Genomic DNA, 16994 nt, shown 5'->3' with positions numbered 1-16994 from the left:
CATCGCCGCGAAGCAACCCAATTCACGCCACGTTGTTTCCTGAGTGTCGTTATGAAAGAACGGGGATGATCATGAAGTCCATTTTGCTGGGTGCAGCCGCTGTGCTTGCGCTGGCCGCGCCGGCCGCCGCCGCGGATGTGCAGCCGCGCACCTACACCAAGGCTCCGGCCTATACGCCGCCGCAGGTCATCTACAACTGGACCGGTTTCTACATCGGCGGCCATGTCGGCGGCGCGTTTGCCGGCGACAGCAGCTTCCAATCCAGCGACGCCCGCTTCATGGGCGGCGTGCAGGGCGGCTTCGACTACCAGTTCGCGCCCAACTGGGTTGTGGGTATCGAAGCTCAGTATTCCTGGCTGCCGACCAACAACAACGGTGCCACCTTCCCACTGGGCACGCAGGTGACCTCCAACACCGACCAGATCGGATCAGTGACCGGTCGCATCGGCTACACTTGGGGACCGACGCTGCTTTACGCCAAGGGTGGTTATGCCTGGCGTAATAACGGCCTTGGCGTGAACATCGCCGGGGTGCCGCAGGCCTTCACCACCACCGGCAACAACAAGGACGGCTATACCGTCGGCGCCGGCCTCGAATACATGTTCGCGCCGAGCTGGTCGGCCAAGGCCGAGTACCAGTACTACAATTTCGGCAGCACCACCTTTACCTCCGGCCCGGCCGATATCGTCGGCGTTCGTGGCCGGGAGGACGAGCATACCGTCAAAGTCGGGGTGAACTACCGCTTCGGCTGGGGCGGTCCGGCAGGCTCCCGCTACTGACTGCCAGCGGCCATTGAAGACCCGACAAAGGCCGGCTCCGCCGGCCTTTGTTTTGCCGGTTTGTCAGCCCGTTGTTTGCTTTGCGTGAACCATCTGGCGCGTCATTTGCTTGCAAACGGTGGCTGGCGCGCCTTCTCACGCGCGTCATGGGGCCGGGGTAAAGCAAAAATAATTTTTGCGATCTACGGAACTCGCGCTCCGGAACGCGTTATATGACAATTATCGGGCTGGTGGGACGACGGACATGCGTATCTTGGTGTCGGCAGTGGTGCTCTCGTGCTTCTCCTGCCTCCCGTGCTCTGCACAGACAATCCTCAAATCCGAGCCTCTGATGCTGGCACCTTATGAGGTGGCCTTCGTCAAGGACGCTTCCTGTCCGTCGGGCAAGGTGATGAAGGTGACCGGCGCCATCCGTGGGTTACATCGCCGCAAAGCCTGCGTGGCCATGCCGGGCGAGCAGGCTTCGCTGGCGGCCGCGACGCCCTGAGCCTCCGCTCCGGTTTTGTGCCGGAACTCAGGAATTCAGCTCAAGCTCCATCCTCGACTGCTGGTCGGCCTCCGCCTTGTTCTTGGCGGGGTCCTCGCCCCGAGCTGCCTGGCACGGCGCGATCTCGTAGCCGTTGTCGAGCACCCGGCGCGGTCCCGGCCGCTCGTCGTCCGCAACCACGTCCACGACGAGACCGCTTCGCTGCGCGAGCTTCCAGACGTCCGACTCGCTCGGATAGGCCTTGCTGATCTGGGCATCGTTGCAGAATAGGGCGTAGGGCATTCTTCCCGCTCCAGGAAACCCCATTAACGAGCTGCCCCGTCAGGGGTTCCGGGCTGCGGTCCGATCACGGGGCCGTGACCGGCCGTCGCCGGCCCTGAGTCCTTAACGAGTCCTGAATCCCGGAAAAAAGAATCCCTGGGACTCGTCGGCCGGAATCAGCGGATGTTTTCCGCCATGACGAGCGACCTGAACACATCCTGCGGGCACATGCTCCTGCCGCTGGCGCTGGGGCTGTTCGGCGCCTGTGCGGCCAATCTCTGGCTGGTGTGGTCCTGGCTGTAGGCCCTTGACCGGGCGGCCTTATTTTTTGGCCGGCGGGCCGGAAACGTCGCGGATGGCGGCACGCAATCTGGTCAGGGTCGCCGCACAATATTCCTCACGCTCGCGCTCGAAGCGCTCCTGATGCTCACGGAAACTGGCAATGCGGGCCTGCATCTCGGTGCGGAAATCGCCGCCTGCCCGCAGCGCCGGGAAAGGTGCGGGCCGGGGTGGAAGCGGAACTTGCGGCGGCTCGATCTCGACGGCGACCGCCTCCATGGCGACGATCTCCACCGTGACGGGCGAGCCAACCGCGGGCGCATCCGGCTGCAGGACGTCATCCTTCCTGCCGGTCACCGACTGGACGAAGGCCAGTGTCTGCGCGATCAGTGCGTCGCGCTCCCTGATCCATTTCATGATCCACCTCAGCCGCGCTCATTCCAGCAAAGCGGCTGCATCGAATCAAGGAGGTTCGAAAGGGATTGCATATTTTTCCCGATCGCCCGACATTGAGAGAATGGTCGCGGGAGAAGAACGGTCGGACGAAGTGGAGGGGCTGAGGCTCATCCGCGCGTTCCTGTCGCTGCCGCCCGACAAGCGGGCGGAGGTGATCGCGTTTGCGGAAGAACTGGCGCGTGCCCACGCCCTGTCCGCGGAGGGCAGGGAGGCATCGCCGCGGTGAGCGCTACCGCTCGCGGGGATTGACGTTGGGCTCGAACGGCGCGCCGACCACCCGGACTGGAGCCTGGATCGATGTCCGGGCGACGTCGATCACAGCTCTCTCGGCGACGCGCTTTTCAGGGGCCGGCACCAGCTCCGGTTCGAACAGTGTCAACGTGCCGGCCACGGCGCCACAGCACAGCATCACTGTCACCAGCAGAATGATGTTTCGGTTTTCTTCCCTGATCCGCATGGGTCAAGAACGAGTGACGCACGTCTTTGGTTCCGGTCCGGCATTTCATCGACCTGTCGTGCCAGCAGAAAACCCGTTGCGATCGCGAACAGCACGGCCGTCATGACGACAGCCGTAACCGCACCGGCGGCGATCCTGGCTTTCTCTTTGACCGTGGTGGAGCGCATCGTACACGCACGCTACCTCATGTTGAACTCTGATCGAATTTATGGTCAGTAGCGGCGCCTGCGCTGCGAGCGGATCTGGGCCGCCTGGCACGGCATCCGAAGCCAGAACTGGCACCGTCCGCTCAGCACCTACATGACTCAGTTGCTCGATCACGGTCTCCAGTTGCGTCTGTTCGTCGAGCCGCAGCCGACAGGCGGCAGTCCCGAGCAGGTCGCCCGTCATCGCCGCGTGCCCTTCTTCCACGTCATGGAGTGGCAGAAGCCGGCCTGAGGGTAAGGCAGGCGATTTCGGCGGCGACGCATCGCCTGTACACTGGCTCGCGACTTGGCTCGAGGCTCGTCCGATGATCTCCTGTCGTCCTCCCGTGCTCGCCCACCAACGTTTCCTTGCCGACCGCGAGAATTTCGCGGGCCTCGATCTCGCCGCACGGTTCGAGCGCATCGAGCGGACCAACCTTTGGGGCGCGGCCACTTCGGTATCCGGCCTCGGCTCGGAGGATCCCGCGACCGCCGCGATCCGCGAGGCGCTTCCTGCGCTGCTGCGACGGCTCCGCGTGCGCTCGCTGCTGGATGCGCCCTGCGGCGATGCCGGGTGGATTGGCCGGCTCGAGCTCGATGTCGATTACACCGGCATCGACATCGTGCCGTCGCTGATCGAGGCCAACCGCCGGCGTGTCGCAGACGGCAGCTCGCCGGGCCGGTTTCTCGTCGCCGACATCACGCGCGATGCATTGCCGCGTGCGGACATCATTCTCTGCCGGGACTGCCTGGTGCATCTGAGCTTTGCGAACATCGATCGCGCCCTCGCGCAATTCCGGATGAGCGGGGCGCGCTTCCTGCTGGTCACCACCTTTCCCGAATGGGACGGCAACCGCGATTGTGAGGACGGCGACTGGCGGGCGCTCAACATGGAGAAGGCGCCGTTCAACTGGCCCGCGCCGGACGCGCTGATCAACGAGCGTTGCGAGGAGGGCGGTGGTGGCTGGCGCGACAAGAGCCTCGGGCTCTGGCGCCTGGATCAATTGCCGAATGCGAAGCCCGATAGCGGCTCGGAATAGCAGCGCCCTGAAGACTTCGAACTGAAACTGCGGTCAAGACGTGGTGCCGGCTGAGGGGATTGAACCCCCGACCTTCGGTTTACAAAACCGCTGCTCTACCGCTGAGCTAAGCCGGCGACGCTTGAAAGCAGAGCGGGGCCCGGCATATGCGCCGGTTGTCCGCCCGCGCGTCGCAATATCAGACTTGGTTGGAAAGTGCCAGAACCCGCGATGATTGGCGCAGGCACGAAACAGGCGGCCCGAAGGCCGCCTGATCCATCGCGCTCACGCTCGTTGACTACTGGCAGATGTGCCGGCGGCCGTCTTCGCCCTTGAACCAGGTACCGGGCGTACAGACGAAGCCGTTGCGCTGGGCGTAGGTGCGGGTGTCCCATCCACGGTTGTTCCAGCCGCGGTCCCACGAATTGTCATAGGCGTAGGAATTGTCCCAGGCGCGGAATGGGGCGGTGGCGATCGCGCCAGCGGTGCCGATCGCGGCGCCGGCAACGCCCGCTGCGACGTCGGTCGGCCAGAAGCCGGTGCGGCTCCTGTTCCAGTCGTTATTCCAGTCGCTATTGGTCTGACGATAGGACGCGCGGCGATGACGATAGCCGCTATCGGTGTAGGGGTTTCCCGGGCCGAGGTTCTGGCAGTTGGCGTTGGGGAATTGCGCCGCGCAGCGGCCGGGATTGGTGACGACCGCCTGCGCCATGGCGGAGCCTGCCAGCATGGTCGCTGCAATCGCTGTCGCCCCGAGAAGCTTGATGTTCATGGCTGTTCACTCCCATTTCGTTGACGGGGGCTAAACGCCGACGGCACAGGACGTTCCGATGCAACCGTGGATTTTCGCAGCTGAACAGTCAAACGGATGTGAGCACGGCCGCGCTGTTCCGGCGGCGGAGCCCCGCGCCGTTAACACTTCGCTAGCTTGCTTTGCAGCATTTGAGCGGCGCGCAACCCTTACACATTAGGCTTACCGGAAATTGGTGAGCAGGCCTTAACTCTCTCTGCGTGGCGATCGGTTAGGTTGTCGCCGGATAATCGGGGTCCCCTCATGCGCGCCGTGGCGCTCGCCGCCTTTCTGATCGGACTGCCTGCGACGGCGTTTGCCGGCGAGGGCTTCGATATCGTCGTTCCCGGCCGCCCCGGGGTGCCGATCATCATCAACAACATCGACGCGTCCTATGCCGTGGTCGAAGGCACCTGGGGCCTCGGCAAGAACCAGCAGGTGCAGCCCACGATCTATGGCGGACGCTATATCGCCGAGCGTCAACCCGACCATGTCGGCCACTATTATCCGACGCTGGGCCTGCGGCCGGGCTACGGCCGGCTCGAGGTCGAGCCGCCTGCCAACCGCAAATTACCCAAGCCCGCCGAGAGCTACCACGAGAGCTGGGGCGCCTCGTCCGCGCCGCTGCCAGCGCAGATGGACCCGCTGGTCGATCCGCCGCCGGTGATCTACGCGCCCGAGATCAACGATCGTCCTCGGCCCCCGCGGCCGCGGCCGCGTACAGAGCTACCCGGCAGGCGGCCGGGTTGAGAAACGTGACAATCCAAAAAAACGGAAATCAACAGGAGAGAGTAATGCGTCAGATGATTTCGGGACTGGTCGTGGCAGCCGCCGTGACGTTCGCCGCCACCGCGCCCGCCGCCGCCTGCGGCTTCACCACGTGCGCGCCGGTTGCGCCGGTCTATTCCGGCTGCAACACCGGCTGCGGCGGCTATGGGTACGGCTACGGCTACGGTTATGGCGCCTATGAGCGTCTCGTCGAGCCGACCACGCAGTATTATTACGTGAACCAGGGCCCGACCTATACCGGTCCGGGCGCGTTCGCGCCGTATCCGACCTACCGTGAGGACGCGGTCGTTGCGCCCGCCAATTACGGCTACGGCTATCGTGCCGCTGCGGTCGCGCCGCCGGCAGCTTACCCCTATCGCCGCCCGTACTACCGTCCGTATCGTTATGGCTACGGCCCCCGCTACGGCTATCTGCCGCGCGTGCACTACGGCCACGGTCCGCGCTATGGCTACGCTCATCGCCACGCGCCGCATTACTATGGCGGTCACCGCGCGCCGCGCCGCTATCACTGATCTCTGATCGGCTAGAGCTCAACGAGACGCCCGTCCGCGCGATGCGGGCGGGCGTTTTGTTGTGCCAAAGCGCGATGCGATTAGGATGAATCGTCATCGCGCTTTAGGTTGTTGTTTAAGCATGATCTTTCCGGAAAACCGCTGCACACTTTTCCGGATCATGCTTTAGCGCTTCATCAGGCCGAGCCGGCTCGCGCCCACGTAGAGCGCGAGCACGGCGGCGTTCGAGACGTTGAGGCTCTTGATCTCGCCGGGCATGTCGAGCCGCGCCACGACGCTGCAGGTCTCGCGGGTCAATTGCCTGAGGCCCTTGCCTTCGGCGCCGAGCACGAGTGCAAGCGGCTCGCGCAGCGCGACATCGCTGAGATCCTCGCTGCCTTCGCTGTCGAGGCCGACGGTCTGGAAGCCGCGCTCGTTCAGCGCCGTCAGCGCGCGGGCGAGGTTCTGCACCGTGACCATCGGGACCAGTTCGAGCGCGCCGGAGGCGGCCTTGGCCAGCACGCCAGTCGCCTCCGGACTGTGCCGTGCTGTGGTCACGATCGCCTTCACCGCGAACGCTGCGGCCGAGCGCAGGATGGCGCCGACATTATGGGGATCGGTGATCTGGTCGAGCACCAGCACCATGCCTTCCTGCGTCAGGGTCTCGATATCGGGCGAGGGCAGGGGATCGGCCTCGGCCAGGAGGCCCTGGTGCACGGCGTCGGGCGACAGCAGCCGGTCGATCTCCTGGGGCCGAACGATCTCCGGCGCTACGCGGGTCTCGATGTTTTCTTCCGCAAGGCGCCTTGCAGCGTTCTCGGTCAGCGTCAGCTTGCGGATCCGGCGCTGGGGGTTGGCCAGCGCCATGGTGACGGTGTGCCAGCCATAGAGGATGACGGGGCCGTCCAGTTGCGAATCACGGTCGTGCCGCGCCGAGCGGCCGGCCGATTTTCCGGGCCGGTTGAAGGGCTTAGCCCCGCCGCGAGCCCCCTTGGGGCCGAATTTTCGATCCTTCATGGGCTCGCTTCTGTCATGGGTTCCGGAATATGGCAATTTCGGTAGCTGCGAGCGCGATTTTAGCTGTTTGCCTCGGTTGACTTTGCCCCACCGCATCGCCCATAAACGCGCCCGGTCGCGCCCCGATCCGGGTTGTCGCGGCCTTCACGTTCCATGGCCGACTTCGGTCGCCGGCAAGGTCCGGCCGCGATTGTGCTGCCGTCGAGCGGGGGAGTGTCCCGAGTGGCAAAGGGAGCTGACTGTAAATCAGCCGCCTCATGGCTTCGCAGGTTCGAGTCCTGCCTCCCCCACCAGCCTTCGCTCGCTTCGCGAGCTACGGCTAGGCAAGCCACCATAAGTGCTCGTGGCGCGAAGTGAGCGAAGGCTGTCACGCCGTAGCCCGCAGGGCGTAGGCGGACCGGCTCCAGACGCAGGCTACCCCATCATCTCCCGCACCATCGGCACCACCTTCCGACCATAGAGCTCGATGCTCCGCATCAGCTTCTCGTGCGGCAAAGGTCCTGCCGAGTACTTCTACTGAAACCGTGAAATGCCGAGCGCCTTCGCGGTCTTCGCGATCTTCCGCGCCACCGTTTCCGGCGAGCCGACATAAAGCGAACCATGCTCGGCCTCGCTGACGAACTCGTCGCGCCCCATCGGCGGCCAGCCGCGCTCCCTGCCGATGCGGTCGCGCATGGCCTTGTAGTCGGGCCAGAGCTCCTCGCGCGCCTGCGCATCGGTCTCGGCGATGTAGCCCGGCGAATGCACGCCGATCGGCTTGGACGGGCGGCCGAACTCCCTGAAGGCGCGGTGATAGAGATCGACGTAAGGCGCAAAGCGCGCAGGATCGCCGCCGATGATCGCGAGCATCAGGGGCAGATCGTAATGCGCGGCGCGCACCACCGATTGCGGGCTGCCGCCGACGCCGATCCAGGTCTTGAGCGTGCCGTTCTCGACCGGCGGATAGACCAGCTGATCCCGCAGCGGCGGACGCAGCTTGCCTTCCCAGGTCACCGGCTGCTGCGACAAGAGCGCGGCGAACAAATCGAGCTTCTCCTCGAACAGCTCTTCATATTTGCGCAGGTCGAAGCCGAACAGCGGAAAGGACTCCGTGAAGGAGCCGCGGCCGAGGATCACCTCGGCGCGTCCGTTTGAAAGCGCATCCAGCGTGGCAAAGCGCTGGAATACGCGGATCGGGTCGTCCGAACTCAGCACCGTCACGGCCGAGCCGAGATGAATGCGCCGTGTGCGCGATGCGATCGCCGCCAGCACGGTCTCGGGCGAGGAGATCGCGAAGTCAGCGCGGTGATGTTCGCCGAGGCCAATGAAGTCGAGGTCGAGCTCGTCGGCCAGCACGGCTTCGTCCACGACGTTGCGGATCACCTGCGCATGCGGGAGCATGTCGCCCGCGGCGTCCCTTGTGACGTCGCCAAAGGTATCCAGTCCGAATTCAAGCGGTGCGGTCATCGATCAGGTCTCTGTGGGAGGATCGACCAGATCTAAGGGACGGCGGCCGGGTCACAAGCGCACATGTGGAAATGCTCGGTTTCCGTGGCCGGCCTACCGCCACATCCCGCGCATCTTCGCGCCGACGTCGATCTTCGGCCCCTGCGCCGCGGTGCGCGTTGCGCCGGCGGCTGCCTTCGGCCAGGCGGTGCGCTCGAACAGGTAGACCAGGGATTCCGGGATGAAGCGGGTGCGCGAGGCGTAGACGTGGCGATCGCCCTTGGCGGCCTGGCCGTGGACGAAGAAGCGCTGGGGAACGACGAGGTGGAGATCGTCCTTGGCGCGGGTCATCGCGACATAGAGCAGGCGGCGCTCTTCCTCGATCTCTGCGCTGGTGCCGGCGCCGAGATCGGACGGCATGCAGCCATCGACGACGTTGAGCACGAACACCGATTTCCACTCCTGGCCCTTGGCCGAGTGGATGGTGGAGAGGATCAGGTAGTCTTCGTCGCGCAGGGGTGGTCCGGATTTGTCGCTGGTCGCATCCGGCGGATCGAGCGTGAGCTCGGTCAGGAATTTTTCGCGCGAGACATAGCCGCTCGCAATCTGCTCGAGCTGCATCAGGTCGGCGCGGCGCGTCTCGGAATCCTCGTGGATGCGATCGAGATGCGGCTCGTACCAGAGCCGCACGCGCTCGAGGTCGACCGGCCATTCCGAATAGCGCAGATTTTCGACCGTGCGGACGAAGTCGGTCCAGTCGTCGCCGGTGCGCGCCGGCACCGGGAGCCGGCCGAGCGCGGCAAGCGGATCGGTGCTCTCCGCGATCTGGTCGAGTACGCGCTGTGCGGTCGCCGGCCCGATGCCCGGCAACAGATGCAGGATTCGAAAGCCGGCGACGCGGTCGCGCGGATTTTCGGCAAAGCGCAACAGGGCCAGCACGTCCTTGACATGTGCGGCGTCGAGGAATTTCAGCCCGCCGAACTTGACGAAGGGAATGTTGCGACGCGTGAGCTCGATCTCCAGCGGACCCGAATGCGAGGAGGTGCGGAACAGCACCGCCTGGTGCTTGAGCAACGCGCCTTGCTCGCGGTTCGCCAGCACCGCCTCGACGATGTAGCGCGCCTGGTCGGCCTCGTCGTGCACGGTGACGAGCTGCGGCTTCTGCCCGGAGGTGCGCTCGGTCCAGAGATTTTTCGTGAAGCGCTCGCGGGCGAGGCCGATGACGCCGTTCGCCGCCGCCAGCACCGCCTGCGTCGAGCGGTAGTTGCGGTCGAGCGTGATCATCTCGGCGCGCGGCGAAAAACTCTGCGGAAAGTCCAGGATGTTGCGCACGGTGGCGGCGCGGAACGAATAGATCGACTGCGCGTCGTCGCCGACCACGGTGAGGCCGCGCCCGTCGGGCTTGAGTGCCAGCAGGATCGAGGATTGCAGACGGTTGGTGTCCTGATATTCGTCGACCAGCACGTGGTCGAAGCGGCCGCCGATCTCTTCCGCGATCAGCGCATCGCTCATCATCTGCGACCAGTAGAGCAGCAGATCGTCGTAATCGAGCACGTGCTGTGCCTGCTTGGCCTCGACGTAAGCGGCGAACAGACCCTTCAGCTCGGCTGCCCAGCCGCTGCACCAGGGATAGTGCACCCCCAGCACCTTCTCGATCTCCATCTCGGCGTTGACGCAGCGGGAATAGATCGACAGGCAGGTGCCCTTGGCGGGAAAGCGGCTCGCGGTCTTGGACAGTCCGCGCTCGTGCCGCACCAGGTTCATCAGGTCGGCAGAGTCCTCGCGGTCATGGATGGTGAAGGCGGGATCGACGCCGATCCGCTCGGCATATTCGCGCAAGAGCCGCGCGCCGATGCCGTGGAAGGTGCCGGCCCAGGTGAGCGCATCGCGCATGATCGCGGCGTTGTTCTCGCCGAGCACCTTTCGGGAGATGCGCTCGACGCGGCCGGCCATCTCCGCCGCCGCGCGGCGCGAAAACGTCATCAGCAGGATGCGGCGGGGGTCGCTGCCTGCGACGATCAGATGCGCGACGCGGTGGGCCAGCGTGTTGGTCTTGCCGGAGCCCGCGCCGGCGATGACGAGCAGGGGCGCGCCCACGGTCGAGCCCTCGACCACGCCATGCTCGACGGCGCGGCGCTGCTCCGCATTGAGCGTGTCCAGATATGTCGCCACGAATCGCCCCGGTGAAAGGATGAGAGTCGGCGATCCCGGCGCGAATCGCAATGCGGCTGGACGGAACCGGAATTAGGATTTAGGGGGAAGACGGCCCCCAGTTCCAGCGCACCCCATGCCCGAGATGACCGAGCTCAAGCCCGACCAGTTCGAGATGCGACGGCTGGAATCGCTCAGCAACACCATTTTCGGTGTCGCCATGACGCTGCTGGCCTACGATCTGCCCAAGGCGGCGGTGTTCACCAGCGCGCCGGACTGGAACGACCTTGCCCGGGTCTATTCGGGCAAGCTGATAGGCTTTGCGCTCAGCTTCATCATCGCCGGCGTGTTCTGGATCAGCCATCACCGGCGGCTGGCGCGCCAGCCGGTCGGCAGCCGCGGCGACGTGATCCTCAACCTGTTCTTTCTGCTCTCGATCGTGCTGCTGCCGGTCACCAACGGCCTCTACACCAATTACGGCATGAGCAGCGCCGTCGCCGTGCTCTACGGCTTGCATTTGACCGCGATCGCGGGCCTAAATGCCTGGCTGTGGTGGACGATCCTGGGCGGCTGGCGTCAAGAAATCATGGCCGCGCTGTTTCCGCTGCTGGTGTTCATCCCGGGCACGATCGTTGCGGCGTTCGCGCCGCACGTCGCGCCCTTCCTGTGGTTCATCGCTTTCGGCGGAATCGTGATCCAGCGCTTCTACAATGCGCGGACCGGGCCGGACGCCTAACGCGCGATGCGATCAGGATGAATCGCCGTCGCGCTTCAGGTTGTTGTTCAAGCATGATCTCCGCGCAAACGCGTTCCGCGTTGTCGCGAGGGAAAACCGCTGTGCACTTCTCCGGATCACGCTTGAGCTCACCCCTCTGTCGCCCCGAACCCATCGGCCGGCACGTAAAGCTTGACCGGCCGGATTTCGTAGACCGCCGTCGGATTGACCGCACGCAGCTTCCGTGCCGCCGCGATTGCCTCATCCTCGGTGGCGCATTGCATCAGGTGGAAGCCCAGAAGCTGTTCCTTGGTCTCGGCAAACGGCCCGTCCAGCACCATTCCCGCGCCGGGGCCACGCAAGGTGCGGGCCTTTCGGGTCTCATCCAGGCGGGCCGCCGGTCCAAACTGTCCGCTTGCCCGGAGCGGCGCCTGAACCTCGATGACTTTGGCCACCACCGCGGCGTCCTGCTCCGGCGTCCAGGACAGGATCTCGTCTTCCACGTGGTAGGCCAGGATCGCGTAGAGCATCGTCACCTCTTCTTTTGCACAGGTCCAAGGACGTAGCACGGCAGCCCGTCCCGACAATCCCGAGACGAATATTGCGTGCCCGGCAAGCGGCGAAACGGTTCTGAAACCGGATTGCGGACCTGCCATGTGAACGCCGCCGGAGCGGGTCGCGACTGATGGACCATAAACAACAGGCTTTTGCTGGAGGCGGCGATGTCGGGTCACACCATCAAGATCATCTGCGACGCGCGGCGGGCGGGACAGTCGGAGCCGGCCGATCTGCACGACCAGGCCGGTCATCACCGCTATTACGGCAGCTCGGCCGAGAACGGTGGCGAGCGGATCGTGGAAAACCGGCGCGGCAAACGGCCGCGCGCGCTCAACATCTGCGGCTTCTGAAGCCTTTCGGCGAGCCGGTCGTTCAAATGAACGTCCTGCAATTGTCGATCGCGGCGATGCCGTTCCTGCTCGCAACGATGAGCCGGACGGGCAAGGCGGTCGTCCCGTGCCTTCTGACGAGCCTCTTCACGGTGCTCCTTGGCGGGGAGCCGCACCGTGCAGTCGTGGCCTGGTGCCTCGGCATGCTGATCGCCGCCATCGCGCTGCGCGAGCGGCTTCGCGCCGGTTGATCGGCTTCCAGTTTCAAAGAAATCGCAAGGAAAAGGCGCGGCGGGGAGGCCCCGTCGCGCCCGATTTCTTGCTCGCTGGTCCAGGGCTGAGAACGCCCAGATGCCAAGCCTTTACTCAAAGCTCAGCGGGCGATCCCAGCGAGGTGACAGCGCTTGAGATAAGACACTGGATGTTGTCCGATAGGGGCAGAAACGCCTGGTGAATCAATGACTTGTGGAAAAGTTCCATTCGCTTTGGGCGCTAGTTGGACGCATCTCGTAAATCACTGATCTTGCTGTCATATTTACGCAACTTAAGCGAGTGAGTTGTTCACTAGACATCCCGTAACAACATGCGAAGCCGTGCTTCGCCTATAATTCGTGAAACTACCCTGCTGCTCGCGAAACAAGCAGCGTCTGACATCTTGAACAAACTGCATCACGTCGTATCCGTCTCTGGCGGGAAGGACTCAGCGGCTACGCTGATGCTGGCTCTCGCCATGGAAGTGCCGAACCTGCGAGCCGCATTCGCCGACACCGGCCACGAGCACCCGCTGACTTACGATTACGTGGACTACTTGGAGCAGGCCACAGGCGTGCCGATCCAGCGCATTCGCCGAGATTTCACCGAAGACTTCACGACCAAGCGCAAATACATCGCCGAAAAATGGCCGAGCCTAGGCGTGCCGGCCGAGCGCATCGCCCGCGCGCTGGAGCTGATGCACCCTACCGGCATTCCGTTCCTCGACGCCTGTCTGGTGGCCGGCCGCTTTCCGTCGCCACTGGGTAAGTTCTGCACGCGCCAGCTAAAGGTCGAGCCGCTGATTGAGCAAGTGATGATGCCGCTACTGGACGATGGCGATGCTGTCTGGAGTTGGCAGGGCGTGCGCGCTGATGAATCGTTCGCGCGCTCGACGCTGCCTGAATTCGAGGTCGTTGGTGGTGGCTTGTTCAATTATCGGCCGATCATTCGCTGGGCCTGGCAGGATGTGTTCGAGGCTCATCGGTACATGGGCATCAATCCGAACCCGCTCTACGCCCAGGGGTGCTCGCGGGTCGGGTGTATGCCGTGCATCCATGCAACGAAGGATGAGATCTTGAACCTGGCGCAACGCTGGCCCGAATATGCCCAGCGCGTGGCTGAGTGGGAGTCGCTGGTCGACGAGGTGTCGCGTGGATCGTCGCCCGCGACGTTCTTCAACAACGGCACCGAGGGCGGGCTCAGCATCGTCGAGGCTGTCGAATGGTCGAAGACCGCTCGCGGTGGCAAGCAGTTCGATATGTTCCGCACGGTGGATGCCGCACCGTCGTGTAGTAGCTCTTATGGACTTTGCGGCTAAGGAGAACTTGTGGAAGTGAAATACGCTAGCCCATTCTGGGCCCGCATCTACATCGCTGGCGACCTGGAACAGGCGAAGCAGGCATGCCGAGAATGGTGCATGGAGGCTGGTGGCTGCGTCACTGTCGAGCCAGTCAGCTACATTTACACGGGCGGCGAAGAGGCTGGCATCGTAGTTGGATTCATCGACTATGCGCGCTTCCCTGCATCGCCAGAGAAGATCAAGGCCAAGGCGGAGGATCTGGCTGACAGGCTGATGATGCGCATGTGCCAGCATTCGTACAGCATCACCACGCCGGACGGTTCATCTTGGTACAGTCGGAGGCCGACGTAGTCGTGAAAGCATACTGCGAACATGCTGCTCATCATCAAATCCCGCCGGCCTGACGAGCCTGAGAAGATCCCGTTGCAGGAGAAGGTTCGCTTGATCCTGAAGCAGCAGATCAAGGAGGCGAAGACGGACGAGGATCGGAAGGCGGCGGAGCGGGAGTTGGCGAAGCTCGGTGCTACGCTACCCCGGGATGAGTGACGACATCGCCAGCCTGCGGCAGCTTCTTCGCCACAAATCGTGCGATTGCCTCTTTGGAGCCAAACGCCTTCAGCGCATCTTGAGGCTGCGTTCGGATGAAGTGCTCTAGAGCCTTAAGGCCCTCACGAGTTACGTACTTTCGTTTGAGCTTCTTCTCGTACAGGCAGTGTCGGTTGTCTTTGTCGATGCCGAGGTGCTGCAACAGCTTCGTGACCTGCGCGGGGTGAATCTTCGCTGGATCGCCCTGGTAGACTTCGCTCACAGTCGGAGAAAGGATCGCCGCCGCTTCCATTGGGATGTTCTTGTCGGCATCCTCAAATGGGGCGTGCACAATTTCCTTTGTGGTGATGTTGCCCATCATGACATAGGCAGGAGCGCCTTTCTCTTGAACGATGGTCGCCTTGTCAATGATCGCCAATCCCTTTGCTGTCTCGGCAGACATATAGACGCTGGATTGCGGGACCGACATGTCAACCACTCCGGCGTTCTCGAGGCCGACCTTCTGCACTACCTGGAGGGTTTCCATCATCTTGCGGAGGTAAAGTGACTCGCGCTCTGCAAGCATATTGCTGAGGTCGGAGTAATTGATGAGTCTGGTCTGGCCCGAATAGCGATAATAGATCGCGCCTTCCCTTAAAACTTCAACGTCCTTTTGGCCTTTGGGGCCTTGAACGGTTTTGCTGCGAGTCTTCTTGCACAGAATCGGTTTGTGCGCTGCCGAGCCAACGCCAACCACCTGCAGGGTCACGGCGCCGATGCGGTAGGCGCGGACAGCGAACGGGATTTCTGGGTCGAAGTCTTCGCGTAGCCGGTTAGCCCAATCCGCCTCGTCTGGAAACAAGGCGCAGCCCTCAACATGGCGAGGGCTGTCGCTTACGCCGAAGATGATGACTCCGCCCAAGGCGTTGGCAAATGAGGCCAACACCTTTGTGTAATCGGAGAAGTCCGCCTTTGAGAAGTCGCGCTTAAACTCCAGTCGCTTTCCCTCGCGGGTGGAAACCGCTCCGGTAGTGGTGTCGTAGGTTAGCAGCTCACCAATGTTCTCAGGCAATTCCAGCATTACGGCGCCCCGACGTAATATCTCAGGGTAAGGCTTCTACCTCGCTTTGCGCGCTCTTCAAAACGCAACCAGCGCGCCGATCACTCGACGCGCTGGCTCATCGCTTTGTCCAAAATCCTGGGGCGCAGGATGGGCGCACTAGCCCATGAATCCCAGTGATTTCGACTGATGCTCGATGATGTGGCCCAGGGCCTAAGTCGCTGAAATCCTTACAGCGGATGACCCAGCGTGAAGGTCCGGGAGCCTACTTGTTTGCCTCACTGGATCACCTCCTTTCGTTGGTTTCGGGAAACATCAATATAGACAGCCTTGCCGCCCCTGTTAAGGGTGGTGGGTCCCGAGGAACCGGGGGGGCCGCGAAGCCCGTGAGAGCCGAGAAAGCGACCTCCTCGGCAGTTGAGACCGCCGCCCGGCCGTGTTAGGGGATCGGCCGACGCGGGTGTAGCTCAATGGTAGAGCAGCAGCCTTCCAAGCTGAATACGAGGGTTCGATTCCCTTCACCCGCTCCAATGATTTCTCGCCCTCGCCAAACCGGGGTAGGCTGCTCCCATCACGCCGCAACATCAAACCGCCTGTCGGACGCAGCTCCTTGCTGGCTCGGCGACAGCGCGGGCCGGTCATGCGCTCGTCAGACAGATTGTCAGGTGTAGGACTTCTATGGCCTGGGAACCGTGCGTTCGCAAGTTCGTGTGCACGGAGTCACCCACCGCTGCGTGCCGCGCGTTGGCGCAGCAGCTTGGCGAACGCCTCCGCAGGCGGTGAGAGCACGAGCCCGCGTCGTTGATATATATAGTAGCGGCGGCGGATTTCCGGAGCGCGCAGCTTGATGAAACGCACGTCGAAATTCGGCGCGAACAGCCGTCCGTAGTCGGGAACGGCCGCCAGGCCGGTACCTACGCCCACCAACGCCAAAGCGGTGGTCAGATATTTGACCTCGACGGCGGTCTGCATGGAAAGCGAGGTATCGTGCGCATGCAGCAGGCTCTCCAGGTGCCGGTTGAACTCGCTGGAATAAATGACCCAGCGCTCGTCGCGCAGTTTTCTCCACGAGACGGCGCGTTGCCGCGCCAGCGGGTGCTGCGCTGAGCAGACCACTCGGATCGGTACATCCATCAGGAATGTGCTGGTAACATCCTCGCCGGTGGCGCGCTCTGGGCCAACGCCCAGTTCCGCCTCGCCCCGGCGCACCGTGCTCACCACCTCGTCCGCCATCGCGTCGGTCACGCGCAGGCCGACATCCGGATGGGCTTGCTCGAACTCGCCCAGCACTGCCGCCACCCACGTGCATGCCAGCATCTGCGGCGCTACCACGCGTAACAGGCCGGTGCGAAGGGAGCGAAGGTCCGAAGCGCCCGCTGCGATCTGTTGCACGTCATCCAGGATGCGGCGCGACAGGGGGAGCAATTGCTGGCCGGCCGCCGTCAACAACACGACCGCGCCTCGGTCGAACAGTTTCAGCCCGAGGGTCTCCTCGAGTTGCTGAACCAGCATGCTGACTGCCGACTGCGTCAGGTTGATCTGTCGCGCCGCCGCCGTGAAGCTGCCCGCTCGAGCGACAGCGGCAAAGGCGCGCATCTGGCGCAGGCTAAGAGTGGAGAGAACGGCGGGCCGCATCGCATATCCTCGCTCGAACGGATCGACTATCAGG

At 63.6% G+C, this 16994-nt stretch carries 22 protein-coding genes, 3 tRNA genes and 1 pseudogene; 15 read left to right on the top strand and 11 right to left on the bottom strand.

The window, feature by feature from the left end:
- The first annotated feature begins 71 nt into the window (after positions 1-71).
- Positions 72-779, top strand: a complete 708-nt coding sequence (locus ABIA42_RS18660) for an outer membrane protein (RefSeq protein ID WP_370122539.1) — start codon at positions 72-74, stop codon at positions 777-779.
- Between the two features lie 244 nt (positions 780-1023).
- Complete coding sequence (locus tag ABIA42_RS18655) at positions 1024-1266, top strand: DUF6719 family protein (RefSeq protein ID WP_124157539.1); 243 nt, start codon at positions 1024-1026, stop codon at positions 1264-1266.
- 27 nt (positions 1267-1293) lie between these two features.
- On the opposite strand, the gene ABIA42_RS18650 is transcribed toward ABIA42_RS18655, so the two are convergent.
- Complete coding sequence (locus ABIA42_RS18650) at positions 1294-1548, bottom strand: hypothetical protein (RefSeq protein ID WP_271532596.1); 255 nt, start codon at positions 1546-1548, stop codon at positions 1294-1296.
- A gap of 300 nt (positions 1549-1848) precedes the next feature.
- Entirely contained in the window at positions 1849-2163 is a 315-nt protein-coding gene (locus ABIA42_RS18645; protein WP_370124052.1) for a hypothetical protein, read from the bottom strand.
- Here ABIA42_RS18645 and ABIA42_RS18640 point away from each other — a divergent pair.
- Entirely contained in the window at positions 2084-2488 is a 405-nt protein-coding gene (locus ABIA42_RS18640) for a hypothetical protein (RefSeq protein WP_370124113.1), read from the top strand. The genes ABIA42_RS18645 and ABIA42_RS18640 overlap by 80 nt on opposite strands.
- Positions 2489-2491: 3 nt before the next feature.
- Here ABIA42_RS18640 and ABIA42_RS18635 read toward each other — a convergent pair whose 3' ends face one another.
- Complete coding sequence (locus tag ABIA42_RS18635; protein WP_194393277.1) at positions 2492-2719, bottom strand: hypothetical protein; 228 nt, start codon at positions 2717-2719, stop codon at positions 2492-2494.
- Between the two features lie 300 nt (positions 2720-3019).
- Here ABIA42_RS18635 and ABIA42_RS18630 point away from each other — a divergent pair, with 300 nt between their 5' ends.
- Positions 3020-3157, top strand: a complete 138-nt coding sequence (locus ABIA42_RS18630; RefSeq protein WP_271532590.1) for a hypothetical protein — start codon at positions 3020-3022, stop codon at positions 3155-3157.
- A gap of 73 nt (positions 3158-3230) precedes the next feature.
- A complete protein-coding gene (locus ABIA42_RS18625; protein WP_370122544.1) occupies positions 3231-3944 on the top strand; it encodes a class I SAM-dependent methyltransferase in 714 nt (237 codons plus the stop codon).
- A gap of 41 nt (positions 3945-3985) precedes the next feature.
- Here ABIA42_RS18625 and ABIA42_RS18620 read toward each other — a convergent pair.
- Positions 3986-4060, bottom strand: a tRNA-Thr gene (locus ABIA42_RS18620).
- 161 nt (positions 4061-4221) lie between these two features.
- Positions 4222-4695 (bottom strand): hypothetical protein, encoded by a 474-nt coding sequence (locus ABIA42_RS18615; protein ID WP_194393281.1) that lies wholly within the window; start codon positions 4693-4695, stop codon positions 4222-4224.
- Positions 4696-4977: 282 nt separating this feature from the next.
- Between ABIA42_RS18615 and ABIA42_RS18610 the strand changes: the two genes are divergently transcribed.
- Together ABIA42_RS18610 and ABIA42_RS18605 are read left to right on the top strand one after the other, a co-directional pair.
- Positions 4978-5463: a hypothetical protein gene (locus ABIA42_RS18610; RefSeq protein ID WP_370122548.1), complete on the top strand. Its 486-nt coding sequence runs from the start codon at positions 4978-4980 to the stop codon at positions 5461-5463.
- 44 nt (positions 5464-5507) lie between these two features.
- On the top strand, positions 5508-6014 hold the full coding sequence (locus ABIA42_RS18605; RefSeq protein ID WP_370122551.1) for a hypothetical protein: 507 nt from the start codon (positions 5508-5510) through the stop codon (positions 6012-6014).
- Between the two features lie 165 nt (positions 6015-6179).
- On the opposite strand, the gene rlmB is transcribed toward ABIA42_RS18605, so the two are convergent.
- Entirely contained in the window at positions 6180-7010 is an 831-nt protein-coding gene (gene rlmB, locus ABIA42_RS18600; RefSeq protein ID WP_370122553.1) for a 23S rRNA (guanosine(2251)-2'-O)-methyltransferase RlmB, read from the bottom strand.
- A 207-nt stretch (positions 7011-7217) separates the two neighbouring features.
- On the opposite strand from rlmB, the gene ABIA42_RS18595 reads away from it, so the two are divergent.
- Positions 7218-7303: transfer RNA gene (locus tag ABIA42_RS18595), tRNA-Tyr, on the top strand.
- A 121-nt stretch (positions 7304-7424) separates the two neighbouring features.
- On the opposite strand, the pseudogene ABIA42_RS18590 reads toward ABIA42_RS18595, so the two are convergent.
- Positions 7425-8456 (bottom strand): annotated as a pseudogene (locus tag ABIA42_RS18590) (LLM class flavin-dependent oxidoreductase).
- Positions 8457-8549: 93 nt separating this feature from the next.
- A complete protein-coding gene (locus ABIA42_RS18585) occupies positions 8550-10607 on the bottom strand; it encodes an ATP-dependent helicase (RefSeq protein ID WP_370122556.1) in 2058 nt (685 codons plus the stop codon).
- Positions 10608-10731: 124 nt separating this feature from the next.
- On the opposite strand from ABIA42_RS18585, the gene ABIA42_RS18580 reads away from it, so the two are divergent.
- The gene (locus ABIA42_RS18580) at positions 10732-11322 is read left to right on the top strand and encodes a TMEM175 family protein (RefSeq protein WP_370124055.1); all 591 of its coding nucleotides are present in this window, start codon (positions 10732-10734) and stop codon (positions 11320-11322) included.
- A gap of 128 nt (positions 11323-11450) precedes the next feature.
- Here ABIA42_RS18580 and ABIA42_RS18575 read toward each other — a convergent pair whose 3' ends face one another.
- A complete protein-coding gene (locus tag ABIA42_RS18575) occupies positions 11451-11831 on the bottom strand; it encodes a YciI family protein (RefSeq protein WP_061880604.1) in 381 nt (126 codons plus the stop codon).
- 192 nt (positions 11832-12023) lie between these two features.
- On the opposite strand from ABIA42_RS18575, the gene ABIA42_RS18570 reads away from it, so the two are divergent.
- The 5 genes from ABIA42_RS18570 (at position 12024) to ABIA42_RS18550 (ending at position 14286) form a co-directional block, all read left to right on the top strand.
- Positions 12024-12209: a hypothetical protein gene (locus ABIA42_RS18570; protein ID WP_370122560.1), complete on the top strand. Its 186-nt coding sequence runs from the start codon at positions 12024-12026 to the stop codon at positions 12207-12209.
- A gap of 26 nt (positions 12210-12235) precedes the next feature.
- Positions 12236-12439, top strand: a complete 204-nt coding sequence (locus ABIA42_RS18565; RefSeq protein WP_370122563.1) for a hypothetical protein — start codon at positions 12236-12238, stop codon at positions 12437-12439.
- Positions 12440-12771: 332 nt separating this feature from the next.
- Positions 12772-13758, top strand: coding sequence for a phosphoadenosine phosphosulfate reductase family protein (locus ABIA42_RS18560; RefSeq protein WP_370122566.1), 987 nt, complete (start codon positions 12772-12774; stop codon positions 13756-13758).
- A gap of 9 nt (positions 13759-13767) precedes the next feature.
- Positions 13768-14091 (top strand): hypothetical protein, encoded by a 324-nt coding sequence (locus tag ABIA42_RS18555; RefSeq protein WP_370122569.1) that lies wholly within the window; start codon positions 13768-13770, stop codon positions 14089-14091.
- A gap of 21 nt (positions 14092-14112) precedes the next feature.
- Positions 14113-14286 carry a hypothetical protein gene (locus ABIA42_RS18550; RefSeq protein WP_370122572.1) on the top strand — a complete coding sequence of 58 codons (174 nt, stop codon included), beginning with the start codon at positions 14113-14115 and terminating at the stop codon, positions 14284-14286.
- Here ABIA42_RS18550 and ABIA42_RS18545 read toward each other — a convergent pair.
- Positions 14264-15346 carry a helix-turn-helix domain-containing protein gene (locus ABIA42_RS18545; protein ID WP_370122575.1) on the bottom strand — a complete coding sequence of 361 codons (1083 nt, stop codon included), beginning with the start codon at positions 15344-15346 and terminating at the stop codon, positions 14264-14266. The two genes, ABIA42_RS18550 and ABIA42_RS18545, sit on opposite strands and share 23 nt — an antisense overlap.
- Positions 15347-15781: 435 nt before the next feature.
- Between ABIA42_RS18545 and ABIA42_RS18540 the strand changes: the two genes are divergently transcribed.
- Positions 15782-15855, top strand: a tRNA-Gly gene (locus ABIA42_RS18540).
- Between the two features lie 190 nt (positions 15856-16045).
- On the opposite strand, the gene ABIA42_RS18535 is transcribed toward ABIA42_RS18540, so the two are convergent.
- Complete coding sequence (locus tag ABIA42_RS18535; protein ID WP_370122578.1) at positions 16046-16960, bottom strand: LysR family transcriptional regulator; 915 nt, start codon at positions 16958-16960, stop codon at positions 16046-16048.
- Positions 16961-16994: the final 34 nt, after the last annotated feature.

Origin of the sequence: Bradyrhizobium sp. USDA 327, assembly GCF_041262065.1 — a bacterium.
Taxonomy (GTDB): domain Bacteria; phylum Pseudomonadota; class Alphaproteobacteria; order Rhizobiales; family Xanthobacteraceae; genus Bradyrhizobium; species Bradyrhizobium liaoningense.
This window is presented reverse-complemented; position numbering and strand designations above follow the sequence as displayed.

Coding starts and splice junctions, on each gene's coding strand:
- ABIA42_RS18545 (WP_370122575.1), bottom strand. CDS start 15,346: ATGCTGGAATTGCCTGAGAACATTGGTGAGCTGCTAACCTACGACACC.
- rlmB (WP_370122553.1), bottom strand. CDS start 7,010: ATGAAGGATCGAAAATTCGGCCCCAAGGGGGCTCGCGGCGGGGCTAAG.
- ABIA42_RS18615 (WP_194393281.1), bottom strand. CDS start 4,695: ATGAACATCAAGCTTCTCGGGGCGACAGCGATTGCAGCGACCATGCTG.
- ABIA42_RS18580 (WP_370124055.1), top strand. CDS start 10,732: ATGACCGAGCTCAAGCCCGACCAGTTCGAGATGCGACGGCTGGAATCG.
- ABIA42_RS18605 (WP_370122551.1), top strand. CDS start 5,508: ATGCGTCAGATGATTTCGGGACTGGTCGTGGCAGCCGCCGTGACGTTC.
- ABIA42_RS18640 (WP_370124113.1), top strand. CDS start 2,084: ATGGCGACGATCTCCACCGTGACGGGCGAGCCAACCGCGGGCGCATCC.
- ABIA42_RS18550 (WP_370122572.1), top strand. CDS start 14,113: ATGCTGCTCATCATCAAATCCCGCCGGCCTGACGAGCCTGAGAAGATC.
- ABIA42_RS18575 (WP_061880604.1), bottom strand. CDS start 11,831: ATGCTCTACGCGATCCTGGCCTACCACGTGGAAGACGAGATCCTGTCC.
- ABIA42_RS18535 (WP_370122578.1), bottom strand. CDS start 16,960: ATGCGGCCCGCCGTTCTCTCCACTCTTAGCCTGCGCCAGATGCGCGCC.
- ABIA42_RS18610 (WP_370122548.1), top strand. CDS start 4,978: ATGCGCGCCGTGGCGCTCGCCGCCTTTCTGATCGGACTGCCTGCGACG.
- ABIA42_RS18570 (WP_370122560.1), top strand. CDS start 12,024: ATGTCGGGTCACACCATCAAGATCATCTGCGACGCGCGGCGGGCGGGA.
- ABIA42_RS18660 (WP_370122539.1), top strand. CDS start 72: ATGAAGTCCATTTTGCTGGGTGCAGCCGCTGTGCTTGCGCTGGCCGCG.
- ABIA42_RS18650 (WP_271532596.1), bottom strand. CDS start 1,548: ATGCCCTACGCCCTATTCTGCAACGATGCCCAGATCAGCAAGGCCTAT.
- ABIA42_RS18625 (WP_370122544.1), top strand. CDS start 3,231: ATGATCTCCTGTCGTCCTCCCGTGCTCGCCCACCAACGTTTCCTTGCC.
- ABIA42_RS18635 (WP_194393277.1), bottom strand. CDS start 2,719: ATGCGGATCAGGGAAGAAAACCGAAACATCATTCTGCTGGTGACAGTG.
- ABIA42_RS18630 (WP_271532590.1), top strand. CDS start 3,020: ATGACTCAGTTGCTCGATCACGGTCTCCAGTTGCGTCTGTTCGTCGAG.
- ABIA42_RS18565 (WP_370122563.1), top strand. CDS start 12,236: ATGAACGTCCTGCAATTGTCGATCGCGGCGATGCCGTTCCTGCTCGCA.
- ABIA42_RS18655 (WP_124157539.1), top strand. CDS start 1,024: ATGCGTATCTTGGTGTCGGCAGTGGTGCTCTCGTGCTTCTCCTGCCTC.
- ABIA42_RS18560 (WP_370122566.1), top strand. CDS start 12,772: ATGCGAAGCCGTGCTTCGCCTATAATTCGTGAAACTACCCTGCTGCTC.